Origin of the sequence: Campylobacter concisus, assembly GCF_003048555.1 — a bacterium.
Classification (GTDB): Bacteria; Campylobacterota; Campylobacteria; order Campylobacterales; family Campylobacteraceae; genus Campylobacter_A; species Campylobacter_A concisus_AO.
Genome location: NZ_PIRR01000010.1, coordinates 35,660 through 48,287, shown reverse-complemented (window position 1 = coordinate 48,287; position 12,628 = coordinate 35,660). Strand labels below are relative to the sequence as shown.

Below are 12,628 nucleotides of genomic sequence, written 5' to 3'. Positions count from 1 at the left end.
TTTAGGAAGTGGTTGGTTAAGAGGCCTTCGATCTTGCCACCAAGTGGGCAAGCTTTAGGTGAGTCAGAGTGGATCTTGAAAAGTTTTTCTTTATCATTTACTGCGTTGAAAATTTGAAGGAGGGTTATATCTTTTGGCTCTTTCGCAAGACTCACACCACCAACTCCAGCTACGACATTCACGAGTCCTGCAGCCTTTAGAGTGCCAAGCAGACGCCTAACTATGACAGGATTTGTGTTTATACTACCTGCTATAAATTCGCTCGTGACTTTCTCGCCTTTGAAAAAACAAGCTGCTAAAACTACATGGATCGCGGTTGAAAATTTGATCCCTACTTGCATGATCATCCTTGAAATTTTTTCTGATTATACTTTAAATTTCTACTAAAAATAGTTTATTTTCAGTTTAGATTTGACAAGCCGACTTTTTTGCCAGCTATGTCAAATCTATAATTTTATGCTCGCTCACTAACTGCTGTGAAGCGTTTTTGTATAAAATTTTTGTTTTTTAGCTCGTCTATGATCGCAAGCGCAAGGTCTGGATAGCTTATATAGCTCTCATTTTTTGAGTTTAAGATGAGATTATCTCCACCAAGCACGTATTTACCAGTACGAGAACCATTTGCGTCGTAGTCACATGCTGGACTTACATATGTCCAAAGCAAATCGCTCCTACCTTTTAGCTCAAAATAAGACTCCGCAGTCGCCTTTGCCACACCCATATATGCAGCCGGGAAGTCTGGTGTATCCATTAGCATAGTGTCTTTGCTATCAACAAATAACGTACCAGCGCCGCCAACTACGATGAGCCTTGTACTAGTGCCTTCTAGTAAATTTATAAGGTGAGTGGCCACTTTTTTGTGAAGCGCAAAGGTATCTGGCGTCCACGCTGCAAATGCACTGATCACTGCGTCAAAGCTAGCCAGATCAGTCTTTGTAAGCTCGAAAATATCTTTATAAACGACCTTTACGCTTTTGTTTTTATACTCTTTATTTCTAACGATCGCTGTGACGTCGTAACCTTGTTTTATGGCCTCATTTACTAAATTTGCACCGCTTTTGCCGTTTGCGCCTATGATTGCTATTTTCATTATTTCTCCTTTAAATTTTGTTTTTAAATTTTACAGCCAGCTTGGCTTTACGTCATCAACTATCACGCCGTCACTCATAGTGTATTGTTCTAGGCTACCTTTTTTACTTTGGATACACATCATTTTTATACCACTTGTGCCAGCTCTAAAGCACCTTTTACCTTCTGGGTCTATGCGTAGTGCGTCACCTTTGCTTACTTTTAGCACTTCACCGTCGATAAAAAGTTCACCATCACCTTCTAAGATAATATAAAGCTCCTCGTTTTGCTTGTGCGCATGGACAAATGGCACGTTCACATTTGCTGGAAGCTCGTTTATAGATACTTCACAGCCAGTTAAATTTAAAGCCTCTTTTAGTTCGACTCTTGGCGCATTTGCGATCTTTGCAACTTGAAATTTTTCATTTTGTTCTCCTTATTTTTTGTTGTAATCTTTTTTCTTACAACAGATGAGCGAAGTATAGTGATTTTTTGTTGTAATGTCAAGAGTTACAATAAAAATTTATCAAAATTTGCAAATTTAGGCTAAAATTTACGAAAAATTTATGATAGCTTGGAGTTAAAATTTGCAAAAGAACGCCTTTAAAACGCTAAAGAGCATAGCGACCGAGCATAACAAAAAGCTCATTTTGACCTTTGCTTTGGTGCTAGCAGAGAACGGACTTTTTCTAGCCTACCCGATATTTGCGGGCTTTGCGATCAACGCAATCATGCATGGAAATACGTTAAATGCCCTCATTTACGCACTTTTTGTGCTCATAGCGTGGCTTGTAGGAGCCATTAGGCGCCGCGTGGATACGCAAGTTTTTGCAAATATCTACGCAAAGCTTGCTGTAAACGTCATCATGAATGAAAAACAAAATGCCAAAGACGACTCCGCCATTATCGCCAGAGTAGCGCTCTCGCGAGAGTTTGTAAATTTCTTTGAGACGCATTTTCCTATGTTTTTTACATCGGTTATTTCGATCATCGGCTCAGCGTTTATGCTCATCTTTGTCGAGCCAAAGGTCGCTGTGGCGTGCTTTGCCGTGATGATCGCTTTTCTTATATTTTTACCAAGATATATCAAGAAAAATGACGACCTTTATATTCGCTTAAATGACCACCTAGAAAAAGAGGCAAAAGTGATAGGTGTTTTTAACAAAAGCACGCTAAATAGGCACTACGACGTCGTTTCTAAATTTCGTATAGCGATCTCAAATAGGGAGGCAATGAGCTATTTTATCATCGGCATTAGCGCTTCGCTGCTCTTTTTGGTGGCGATAATAGTGCTAAGCTCGCAGCAGACAAATGCCGGCCACATCTACTCTGTGATGACCTATATATGGAATTTCGTCATCAGCCTTGACGACTCGCCAAAGCTCATCGAGGAATTTTCAAATTTAAAAGATATAGGCAAGAGGATCGACGCCCAAAAGAAGGATAATGATGCACAACAAGAGCGTTCTTAGAAATTCATTTTTTCTAATTTTCACGTTTATGATAGTTGAGGCTGTTTTTGGCTTCGTTTCAAACTCGCTTGCGCTCATTAGCGACGCATTTCACATGCTCTCAGATGCTGCGGCTCTCTTTTTGTCGCTCATGGCGTTTAAAATTTCAGAAAAAAGGGCAAATTTACAAAAGACCTTTGGCTACAAAAGGGTCGAGATCATCGCTGCTTTCATAAATGCTATCGCTCTTATCGCGCTGGCTATCTTTGTCATAGTCGAAGCTATCATTAGGCTTTTTAGCGAGCCAGAGATAGAGGCTAAAACGATGATTTTTGTTAGTATTTTGGGTCTTGCGGTAAATTTAGTCGTGGCTATTTATATGCATAAAAGTGCTGATACAAAAGAAAATTTAAATATGAAAGGTGCTTATTTGCACGTGCTTGGCGACACGCTTGGCTCAGTTGGCGCTATCGTCGCAGCGCTTCTTGTGATAAAATTTAACTTCACGCAGGCCGATAGCATCGCAAGTATCTTTGTCTCGCTACTCATCATAAAAAGTGGCGCTAGCTTGCTAAAAGATAGCTTTAATATCCTGATAGAAGCCGTGCCGCTTAAGCTTGATACGGATGAAATTTTAGGCGTTATAAAGGGCGTAGATGGCGTTAAAATCGTGCATGACCTGCATATCTGGGCGATAAATGCTGGCACAAACGCGCTCATAGCCCACGTGGTGGTGGATGATGCGCTAAGCGTGGCTGAAATTTCAAAGATGATAAAGCACATCGAACACGAGCTTTCTCACGTTGGTATCGGTCATGTCACGCTTCAGTTTGAGAGCGAGAGTCTTGGACACAAAAATGGTCTCATCTGCGAGCTAAAAAGCGCGCATAAAGACGAGCATTTTGGGCATCATCACTAATCTAGGCTTTATTAACGACTTTTTTGGTTGCTTCTATCTTTTTGTTAGCCCAAAGCACGATGTCTTTTATAACCAGTTTTTCGATGGCTTTTATGAAATCTTTTATAAATTTGTAGTTAATCTTACCATCTTCACTTATTGGAAGTAAAATTTTTGTCTCATTAAATAATCTTTCAAAGTCACGGACTAAGTGACTTTGATAAAAATTTTGTTTTTTATTAAGCCAACATATAAAATATTGAGCTATGTCTTTATTAAAATTATCAAATTTCGGATAAATTGTTTTTGTAAATTGACCTGCGTAAAAATCCTTTTTCATATAGAAAAATTGCATTCCAAGCATCCCAACAGCTAGTGAATTGCCATTGATTTTATGCTTTTCATCTAAATAATCAACATATCCTGCTATTCCATTATTTAAAACCGTTCTTGTAAAATATGGGTATTCACCATTATCGCTAAAATGAAAACTTTCTTTATTAAGTTGTGGGTTTGAGACAACTTTAAATAAATCGCCGATTTTAAATTCCTTCGCCATCCCCCGTCGGCTAAATTCGTCGAATTTGGCAAGAGCGGTTTTTTCTGATTGTGTTAATTCATAATTTTTAAGCCCAGTGGCGCGTAAATACGCGTCGAGCTCTTCGATAAATTTTTCCATAAAGGAAAAATTTATCTCGCCGCCTAGCGTCGGCAAAAGGATTTTGTGGGCTTCCAAGCTATTCATTCTGTATTGCTTCCCATATCCGAATTTATACTTATCCATGTTCATCACGGTTGCTATATAGAATAAGGCTTTATGGTTTATTGGATTTTTGCTTTGCAAAACTAAGATATTATCATCGCAACAAAAATCATCTAAATGCACAAAAGCATTACAAAACATATCAATTGTGATTGCATTGTTGTAAATTTTTTGCGTATTTGGTTCTATAAAACCCTTTACGCCTTGATTAAATTCTCCTGCTGTTACGAGCGGGTATTTTCCGTCTTGCCTATTGCTTTTGATTAATCTTGTTCCTCTGCTGTAATTGAATAAATTTGTGACTTTATATTCCCTAAATTCCCCGCCGTTTGACCTGAATTCACGCTCCAAATTCTCTAAATTTCTCGAAATTACTCTTTGCTTGGGACTATCCTTTTTTAAAATTTGCGATACTTCCCAGCTTAGATAATCGCTTACGCTCTTTTTAAAATCCGCTAGCGTCGGCATAGTATCGACTGGACGAGATTTATTCCAGTCAGCGCCATTGTTCGGATCAATCGTTGCTTCGTAATATTCGTTTTGCGTGAAAATTTCAAGCTTACTTGCGCCAAAACGCACCAAATTTACCAGCTCATCGTAGCGTTCGTGTGCGCGGTCGGCGATTTTTAAATTATTACTCGCTTTTTTACGATTTGACCTTGCGTAGCCGTCGTTTGAAAAGTCAATAAATTTAACCATTTCATCTTTTTCGTGCTTTTCGCCTACTTTAAAGACGTAGATATTTGTTTGCACGCTTGATTTGCCGACGAAAAGATCGGTTGGCATTTTGATACTCGCGACAAGGGTGTTGTGTTTTAAAATTTTTTTATTAAATTCACGTGCTCTTCCGCTACCAGCTGAGTTTTGTATGATTATGGCGGCGTAGCCTTTACTCATCATATTTAAAGCAGTTTCTACAAAGACCATGCCATTTCCAGGCGCAGAATATGGCGGATTTAGCACAAAAGCGGTTGCGGGAAATTTCTCTTTAATATCTCCAAAGCCATATTCACCATTAAAATCACTTAAACTATCTTTGTTTAAGATATTAGAGCTTCCGTCACCCATCATTATCATATTTAAAACTGCTAGCATATAAATAGATGGAAGAATTTCAAGTCCTAAAAGTTGTTCTGCTTTTATCTTTAGCTCTTTTTGTTTGAGTTCTTGAGGTGAATTTATAGTAGCTTTGGCGTCTTTCATCATCTCATTCATAGCGGCTACTAAAAGTCCAGCTGAGCCTGTGGCAAAGTCCCAAACATAGCTATCTTTATTTACCCGTGCAAGGCGCACTAAAAGCGTAGCAATATATGAGGGAGTAAGAACAACGTCGTTTAATTTATCTTGCGAAAAACCAAGCCATGAATACATTTCGTTAAATAGCTTGCCAGTAAAATCAGTGGTGAGCCCGATTTTGTAATAAATTCCCAAATCATCAACTATTTTGCAAAATACTCTTTTAAGTTGTGTTTGTCCATCTGAAATTTTATTTATATTTTCAGACAAAATCGTGTTTGAGAGTGTGCGAAGAATGAGCTCTTTTTTATCTGTTGGAATATTTTTGCACTCTAGAAAAACTTTTATCTTTCTCGTTAAAATTTCGCCATCAGTGTTGCCTTGCTCTGGTGAAGATTTTAGTTGCGATTTTTCTAGTGGAGCGACCCTGCCAGGTATGCCAAGAGTAGCGATGATAGAGGCTGCGACTAGATAGACGCGGTCGTTTTCGCCAAGTCCTTTTTCGTTATTATAAATATCATTATTTAGCTTTACTAGGCTTGTATCGATCTCTTTTTCGCGCTTTTGTTTTATCTTTTCAAGCTCATCGTGTGATAAATTTATATCTTTTAGGCTTTTTGCAAATTCATCAAAATTTGATCCTTTTAAAAATGAAAGGTCGCTAAAGTCGCCAACTTTTTGACCTATACCTAAATTTGACTTTGAAACATAATAGACTCCGATTTTTATTTGGAGTTTGCCTTTGTTGTCTTTAAAACCAGTGACGCCAATGGCGATGATGTCAGTATAGCTTGTATGGTGAAGCAGAGCATTTGCATAGTGGATCGCTCCATTTACAGCGTATTCTTTTATATTTTTAAAATTTGGTTCATTTTTGGCGGTGCGATTTTCTACATTGCCGTCGGCGTCTAGTTTTTCTAACTTATCTTCATAGCCTTTGTATTCAATCAATACAGGATAAAAATTTAAGCTCTTATCTTGCAAGAGTAGTTTAGCATCAGGTTTGTTGCCACCTTTGCCACCTCCCTTAGAAGCATATTCTTGTAAGGCATTATCTATCTCACTATTTAAGCTCTCTTGTTCCATTTTGATATCAAGTTTATATGATTTGAGCTCTGAATTTATCATATATGCCACATTTGGTTCTACACTTTGGATTGCCATTTTTAACCTTCATTATTTTATTTTTAAAGTTGTGATTTTAACTACTTTTTACTTAATATTTAAAATTAGATTATGCAAATTTTAAATCAACTTTAGGCAAAATAAAGCCTAAAATCTCAGAAAAAGTAAAGCTTATATGAAAAACATTAGAAATTTTAGCATCATCGCTCACATCGACCACGGCAAAAGCACGCTTGCTGACCGTCTAATTCAGGAGTGTGGTGCTGTAAGCGACCGTGAGATGAGCAGTCAGATCATGGACACGATGGATATCGAAAAAGAGCGTGGCATCACGATCAAAGCCCAGTCTGTCCGCCTAAACTACGCACTAAATGGGCAAAATTTTGTTCTAAATTTGATAGACACCCCAGGACACGTCGATTTTAGCTACGAGGTAAGCCGTAGCCTAGCTAGCTGCGAGGGCGCGCTTCTTGTCGTGGATGCTAGCCAGGGCGTGGAGGCGCAAACCATCGCAAACGTCTATATCGCACTTGAAAACAACCTAGAGATCATCCCGGTCATCAACAAGATCGACCTACCAGCGGCTGACCCTACTAGAGTAAAAGACGAGATCGAGCACATCATCGGACTTGACTGCTCAGGAGCGATCGAAGTGAGCGCAAAAACAGGCGTTGGTATAAAAGAGCTACTTGAAGCGATCATCACGAGGATCCCAGCGCCAAATGGCGACGTAAGCAAGCCTACAAAGGCACTCATTTACGATAGTTGGTTTGACAACTACCTTGGCGCGCTTGCTCTTGTGCGTGTTTATGATGGTGAAATTTCAAAAAATGATGAAATTTTGGTCATGGGCACGGGTAAAAAACATATCGTGCTAGACCTCATGTATCCAAATCCTATAGCTCCGATCAAGACTAAAACGCTTAGCGCTGGCGAGGTCGGCATAGTCGTGCTTGGTCTTAAAAATGTTAGCGACGTGCAAGTTGGTGATACAATAACACAGTCAAGAAATCCTCTAAAAGAGCCAGTTGGCGGCTTTGAGAGGGCTAAGCCGTTTGTTTTTGCGGGACTTTATCCTATTGAAACTGATAAATTTGAAGATCTGCGTGACGCGCTTGACAAGCTAAAGCTAAATGACAGCTCCATTAGCTACGAGCCAGAGACCTCGGTCGCACTTGGATTTGGCTTTAGGGTTGGCTTTTTAGGTCTTCTTCACATGGAGGTCGTCAAAGAGAGGCTAGAGCGTGAATTTGACCTTGATCTCATCGCCACAGCGCCGACTGTGACTTATGAAGTCATCCAAACTGATGGGCTAAATTTAAAAATTCAAAACCCGAGCCAGTTGCCGCCTGTAAATAAAATAGACTCGATCCTTGAGCCATACGTAAAGGCCACTATCATCACGCCAAGCGAGTTTTTGGGCAACATCATCACGCTCTTAAACAATCGCCGCGGAATACAAACAAAGATGGACTACATCACGACTGACCGCGTTTTACTCGAGTATGATATACCGATGAACGAGATCGTGATGGACTTTTACGACAAGCTAAAGTCAAGCACTAAAGGCTACGCGAGCTTTGACTATGAGCCTAGCGATTACCGCGTGGGCGATCTAGTGAAGCTTGATGTCAAAGTGGCTGGCGAGACGGTCGATGCGCTCTCTATCATCGTGCCTGAGAGCAAGGCGCAGACAAAGGGTAGAGACTTTGTAAAGGCGATGAAAGAGATCGTGCCACGTCAGCTCTTTGAGGTGGCGATACAAGCTAGCATCGGCAATAAAATAATCGCCCGAGAAACCGTAAAATCAATGGGTAAAAACGTCACAGCCAAGTGCTACGGCGGCGATATCACGCGTAAGAGGAAGTTGCTTGAGAAGCAAAAAGAGGGTAAGAAGCGTATGAAAGCTATTGGAAAGGTAAATTTGCCACAAGAGGCGTTCTTATCCGTCTTAAAAATAGACTAGAGGCTTATCTTTTGTGCCCTTTTGAAAGAGTTGGTGAAATTTTGGCTTGATGAACCACGTGTTCTATCCGCACCAAAATTTCACGTAACAGCTTTCAAAATCATCACAAAATATCTCACCTCATTGTGAGTTGGCGGTACTGCCGCATTCGGTTTTTGTTTTTGATTAAAATTTAAATGCTAAATTTACAAAAAGGAAGCATATGCCATTTGTGAAAATTTGTGTGACAAAAGAGGGTGATAGCCCAAGTGTGGAGCAAAAAGAGAAGATGATAAGCGGAGTTACGAAGCTAATAAGCGAAATTTTAGGTAGAAGCGCTCAAAATACCGTTGTCATTATCGATGAGATCGATACGAATAACTATGGCATCGCAGGTGAGAGCGTGAAAAATCTCCGCAAAAAACAAAAAGAGCAAAAGGAAGTAAAATGCTAAGAACGACATTATTGGCAGTTTTTGCAGCTATCTTTCTAACTGGCTGCGTGGCTAAAGCTAGCCTTTGTCTATCGTGTGAGGGAATAGATGGCGTGCAAAGTGCGAGCATAAATAGTGAAGATAAGATGTACTTTGAAGAGGTTATGAGGATACCGGCTGATTGCAGTGCTTGTAAAGGCAGGGGCGATGGTCTTTTTATAAATGGTGTTAAATACAAAAGTGATGTAGCAATAAACTGCTGCTTGGAAAAAAACATGATCGATACTAATGTTGGATTAAAAAAGGTTTATTTCCACAGGATCGTCGATGCTAGAAGTAGTGCAAGATCGATATATTACACAGGTGTTGAAGGAAATACTGCAGTTTTTAACTCAAATCCACGCCTTGAAGTGCTTTTTTACATGTTTTTGCAGCGTGAGTTAAATTCTCGCGGAATCGTTGTTGTCGATACTCAAACATCGCCTTACACGTACAGGCTTGATTTTAGATTTGACGAACTTAGAGGAAGCTATTCGGGAAGTTCAGAAATTTTAAATGGACATCTAAATGGGCTTCTTATTCTTTCAAATATAAATTTCAAAAAAACGTTACCTATCTCGACTAGGCACCATGTGGAGAAGCTAGAGGCTTCAGAGTCTGGTCAGTTTGACTTTTTTATCGCACTTTTGGTTAAACAAGCCGCGATAAAAGTAGCCGATGAGATCACTAAACTTTAAAAGGAAAAACGATGAATAAATTTAAATTTTTAGCTATTTTTGGACTTTTTGTTTTATTTTTAACTGGTTGTGCACCAAGTCAAAGTGTTGTCGCATTTGATCCATATAAGGCTGCTGCGAGCCAGCAAAATAGCGGCTTTGAGGCCTACATAAGCGCAGTGCATGATAACCGCAAAAATAAAAGTACCATTGCTACGATCACTGATAGCAAAGGTACCGTAAAAGAATATGTCGTGCTTCAAAACGATCTTGCTACTTATTTTAGTGATTCGCTCAAAAAAGAGCTTATGGCGCGCGGTGCAAATGTAAATGGCATGGGTGGCGTTGTAGTTGAAATTTTTATCAACGAGTTTGAAGCAAATATGAGCGGATACGGCACTGATAATACAAAAGGTAATATTAAGATTACACTTAAGATCCAAAAAGGCGATCAAAGTATCGTTAAAAATATCTCAAATAATCAAACCAAATTTGAGTTGATTCCCACAGGTGGAGCATTTAAATCATTTTTAACTGAGATCATAAATGATGCTATCAAACGCACAGCAATTGCTATTTTAAATAGCTAATGTTTTGTGCGTTTTGCAAGAGCTTTACGCTAAATACATTTTGTAAAATTTGCTCACAAATTTTAAGCGAGCCAAGCCCGATAGTAAGAGAACTAGAGGGCTTTAAAATTTATAGCTTTTACGGCTACTCTGAAATAAAAGAACTCATCCACTCCAAGCACCAAATGCACGGATATTTTATATATAAAAACTTAGCCAAATTTGCATTTAATCAATTTGCTAAAAGCTTTAGCTTACCGGAGAAAGTCTATGCTTTGCCAATAGATGATAGAGTTCATTTTGGCTACTCGCACACGGCTATTTTGGCAAATGCACTAAGGGCTAAAAATCTAAAGCCTATATTTCATGCACTGCATGCAACCAGTAAGATCAGCTATAGTGGCAAGGATTTACAATTTAGACAAAATAACCCAAGAAATTTTAAAATCCTAAAAAAGATCACTGCGCCAGTTATTTTAGTAGATGACATCGTAACCACTGGCACTACGATACTTGAAGCTAAAAATATTCTAGAAAAAGCTGGTGTAAAAGTACTTTTTGCTCTAGTTTTGGCTGACGCTAAATATTAAATTTTAATTTTTGCCTAAGTCTTTTTGGCTAGAAATTTACTAAACTCCAGCAATAGTGGCAAATCAGGCAAAAGCGATAAATTTATAGATAAAGCATAGTGCCAAGGCGAATCATATTTGATCCACATTTTATCGCTAGCTCGAAGTCACTACTCATACCCATCGAGCAGATAGTTGCACCTTTTGGCTTTAGGCTATCAAAAATTTTATAAGTTAGCTCAAAGCTCTTTTGAATCTCTTTTGGCTCATCCACATGCGCTCCGATACTCATCACGCCTTTTAGATTGATATTTTTGCACTCGCTTTGGATACGCTCATAAATTTCTGTCGCATTTGCTACGCTTACGCCTTGCTTTGTATCTTCATCAGCTGAGTTTATCTGAAGCAAAGTATCTAGCTTATAGCTAAGCCTTTTATCGACCTCTACGGCTCTTTCAAAGCTATCGCAGCTTTGCCAAAGTGTAGGCTTTAGACTTACCATTTGATTTATTTTGTTATTTTGCAAGCGGCCGATCATATGCCATTTTATATCAGTAAAATTTTGCAGTTCTAGCTCTTTTTTGGCTAGCTCTTGGACTCTATTTTCACCAAAATTTCTTTGCCCTTGTGCGTAAAGCTCTCTTACTTCAGCGCTTGTGACATTTTTACTAACGGCGATGAGCGTCACATCTTTGCTTAAATTTTCTATCTTTTCAAGCAGCTCTTTTAAAACTATCATCATAAACCTCCACTTAATCTCATAATATCATTAAAGGTTGCAAGCATCATTATGCCAAGCAGTAGCGCCCAACCGCAGTAGGTGAGCATGATGAGCACTCGCTCATTTACCTCGCGTCTAAAAATTAACTCATATAGGTTAAAAAGTATGTGTCCGCCGTCAAGCGCTGGGATGGGGAGTAGATTAAATACACCTAAATTTGCAGAGATGAATGCCATGATGGTTAGGAGCACGCTGATGCTGATCTTTGCGGCTTTTGAGGTGACATCGGCGATTTGTAGGATACCGCTGACCTCTTTTAGTGGTATATCTCCAATGATTAGCTTTTCAAGACTTTTAAAGATGAGCTTTGATGCCTCGATTGTCTCGTAAAATGCAAATTTTAGGCTACTAAGGCCTGTGTGATAAATTTTTATCACTTCGCCGTTTGACCTAATGCCGATTAGTGGGTGCTGGATCTTTTCATTAAATATATTTATCGTCTCGCCTATTTTTGGTGTTAAATTTATGCTTAAAATTGAGCCGTTTCTATCTATCAAAATGGTACTAGGCTCGAGTTTTACATTTTTGCTGATCTCATCCCACTCGGTTATTTTTACGCCATTTATCTCTAAAATTTTATCGTTTTTAACTAGTCCAGCACTCTCAGCAGCCGAGCCTTTAACTATGTAGCCAATACTTGGCGCTTGTTTTTCAATTCCGATAAATCCAAGTAAAATGTATATAAAAAACGCCAAGATAAAGTTAAAAAAAGGTCCTGCAAAGAGGATGTAAATTCGCTTTATAGGGCTTAGCACGTTATAGCTATCACGGTCGTAATTTTTAGCTTTTGGGTCGGTGTCGTCTTGACCTTTTAGCTGTACGTATCCACCAAGTGGGATCGCGCTTAGGCAGTAGTCGGTGCCGCCAACGTTTTTGGTGTAAATTTTCTCGCCAAAGCCGATGCTAAAGGTATTTACTTTGACGCCGAGCATTCTTGCTACTAAAAAGTGGCCAAGCTCGTGAAAAAATATGAGAAAACTAATGGCTAAAACGGTCACTAAAAAATAAAACGAATACGCATAAAGCCCAAGGCAAAGCAGGGCTAGCGTGAAGAGAATGCCTTTCAAAACTTAC

13 protein-coding genes are annotated in these 12,628 nt (G+C 39.1%); 7 read left to right on the top strand and 6 right to left on the bottom strand.

Annotation, left to right across the window (positions count from 1 at the left end; translation table 11 throughout):
- The 3 genes from CVS92_RS03045 to CVS92_RS03035 form a co-directional block, all read right to left on the bottom strand.
- Positions 1-341, bottom strand: a 341-nt coding sequence (locus CVS92_RS03045; RefSeq protein WP_103628866.1) for an Rrf2 family transcriptional regulator, incomplete at its 3' end; no start/stop codon positions are given.
- A gap of 113 nt (positions 342-454) precedes the next feature.
- Positions 455-1,090, bottom strand: coding sequence for an NAD(P)-dependent oxidoreductase (locus CVS92_RS03040; RefSeq protein WP_107788466.1), 636 nt, complete (start codon positions 1,088-1,090; stop codon positions 455-457).
- Between the two features lie 30 nt (positions 1,091-1,120).
- The gene (locus tag CVS92_RS03035; RefSeq protein ID WP_234398687.1) at positions 1,121-1,387 is read right to left on the bottom strand and encodes a cupin domain-containing protein; all 267 of its coding nucleotides are present in this window, start codon (positions 1,385-1,387) and stop codon (positions 1,121-1,123) included.
- A gap of 268 nt (positions 1,388-1,655) precedes the next feature.
- Here CVS92_RS03035 and CVS92_RS03030 point away from each other — a divergent pair, with 268 nt between their 5' ends.
- Entirely contained in the window at positions 1,656-2,540 is an 885-nt protein-coding gene (locus CVS92_RS03030) for an ABC transporter six-transmembrane domain-containing protein (protein ID WP_107788464.1), read from the top strand.
- On the top strand, positions 2,518-3,438 hold the full coding sequence (locus tag CVS92_RS03025; RefSeq protein ID WP_107788463.1) for a cation diffusion facilitator family transporter: 921 nt from the start codon (positions 2,518-2,520) through the stop codon (positions 3,436-3,438). The genes CVS92_RS03030 and CVS92_RS03025 overlap by 23 nt, the downstream gene beginning before the upstream one ends.
- 1 nt (position 3,439) lies before the next feature.
- Here the strand turns inward: CVS92_RS03025 and CVS92_RS09240 are convergent, their stop codons facing one another.
- Positions 3,440-6,580 carry a restriction endonuclease subunit S gene (locus CVS92_RS09240; RefSeq protein ID WP_107788462.1) on the bottom strand — a complete coding sequence of 1,047 codons (3,141 nt, stop codon included), beginning with the start codon at positions 6,578-6,580 and terminating at the stop codon, positions 3,440-3,442.
- Between the two features lie 136 nt (positions 6,581-6,716).
- On the opposite strand from CVS92_RS09240, the gene lepA reads away from it, so the two are divergent.
- The 5 genes from lepA (at position 6,717) to CVS92_RS02995 (ending at position 10,794) form a co-directional block, all read left to right on the top strand.
- On the top strand, positions 6,717-8,507 hold the full coding sequence (lepA, locus tag CVS92_RS03015; RefSeq protein WP_107788461.1) for a translation elongation factor 4: 1,791 nt from the start codon (positions 6,717-6,719) through the stop codon (positions 8,505-8,507).
- A gap of 202 nt (positions 8,508-8,709) precedes the next feature.
- A complete protein-coding gene (locus CVS92_RS03010) occupies positions 8,710-8,940 on the top strand; it encodes a 2-hydroxymuconate tautomerase family protein (protein WP_009294206.1) in 231 nt (76 codons plus the stop codon).
- A complete protein-coding gene (locus CVS92_RS03005; RefSeq protein ID WP_087577142.1) occupies positions 8,934-9,656 on the top strand; it encodes a hypothetical protein in 723 nt (240 codons plus the stop codon). Before CVS92_RS03010 ends, CVS92_RS03005 begins: the two co-directional genes overlap by 7 nt.
- Positions 9,657-9,667: 11 nt before the next feature.
- A complete protein-coding gene (locus tag CVS92_RS03000) occupies positions 9,668-10,225 on the top strand; it encodes a YajG family lipoprotein (protein WP_107784760.1) in 558 nt (185 codons plus the stop codon).
- Positions 10,225-10,794 carry a ComF family protein gene (locus CVS92_RS02995; protein WP_107788460.1) on the top strand — a complete coding sequence of 190 codons (570 nt, stop codon included), beginning with the start codon at positions 10,225-10,227 and terminating at the stop codon, positions 10,792-10,794. The genes CVS92_RS03000 and CVS92_RS02995 overlap by 1 nt, the downstream gene beginning before the upstream one ends.
- 82 nt (positions 10,795-10,876) lie before the next feature.
- Here CVS92_RS02995 and CVS92_RS02990 read toward each other — a convergent pair whose 3' ends face one another.
- A complete protein-coding gene (locus CVS92_RS02990) occupies positions 10,877-11,515 on the bottom strand; it encodes a YggS family pyridoxal phosphate-dependent enzyme (protein ID WP_199906402.1) in 639 nt (212 codons plus the stop codon).
- A complete protein-coding gene (gene rseP, locus CVS92_RS02985; RefSeq protein WP_107788459.1) occupies positions 11,512-12,621 on the bottom strand; it encodes an RIP metalloprotease RseP in 1,110 nt (369 codons plus the stop codon). Before rseP ends, CVS92_RS02990 begins: the two co-directional genes overlap by 4 nt.
- Positions 12,622-12,628: the final 7 nt, after the last annotated feature.

Excerpts from the sequence above, each read along its gene's own strand:
- CVS92_RS02990 (WP_199906402.1), bottom strand. The coding sequence starts at position 11,515 with ATGATGATAGTTTTAAAAGAGCTGCTTGAAAAGATAGAAAATTTAAGC.
- CVS92_RS03005 (WP_087577142.1), top strand. The coding sequence starts at position 8,934 with ATGCTAAGAACGACATTATTGGCAGTTTTTGCAGCTATCTTTCTAACT.
- CVS92_RS03010 (WP_009294206.1), top strand. The coding sequence starts at position 8,710 with ATGCCATTTGTGAAAATTTGTGTGACAAAAGAGGGTGATAGCCCAAGT.
- CVS92_RS09240 (WP_107788462.1), bottom strand. The coding sequence starts at position 6,580 with ATGGCAATCCAAAGTGTAGAACCAAATGTGGCATATATGATAAATTCA.
- CVS92_RS03025 (WP_107788463.1), top strand. The coding sequence starts at position 2,518 with ATGCACAACAAGAGCGTTCTTAGAAATTCATTTTTTCTAATTTTCACG.
- CVS92_RS02995 (WP_107788460.1), top strand. The coding sequence starts at position 10,225 with ATGTTTTGTGCGTTTTGCAAGAGCTTTACGCTAAATACATTTTGTAAA.
- lepA (WP_107788461.1), top strand. The coding sequence starts at position 6,717 with ATGAAAAACATTAGAAATTTTAGCATCATCGCTCACATCGACCACGGC.
- CVS92_RS03040 (WP_107788466.1), bottom strand. The coding sequence starts at position 1,090 with ATGAAAATAGCAATCATAGGCGCAAACGGCAAAAGCGGTGCAAATTTA.
- CVS92_RS03000 (WP_107784760.1), top strand. The coding sequence starts at position 9,668 with ATGAATAAATTTAAATTTTTAGCTATTTTTGGACTTTTTGTTTTATTT.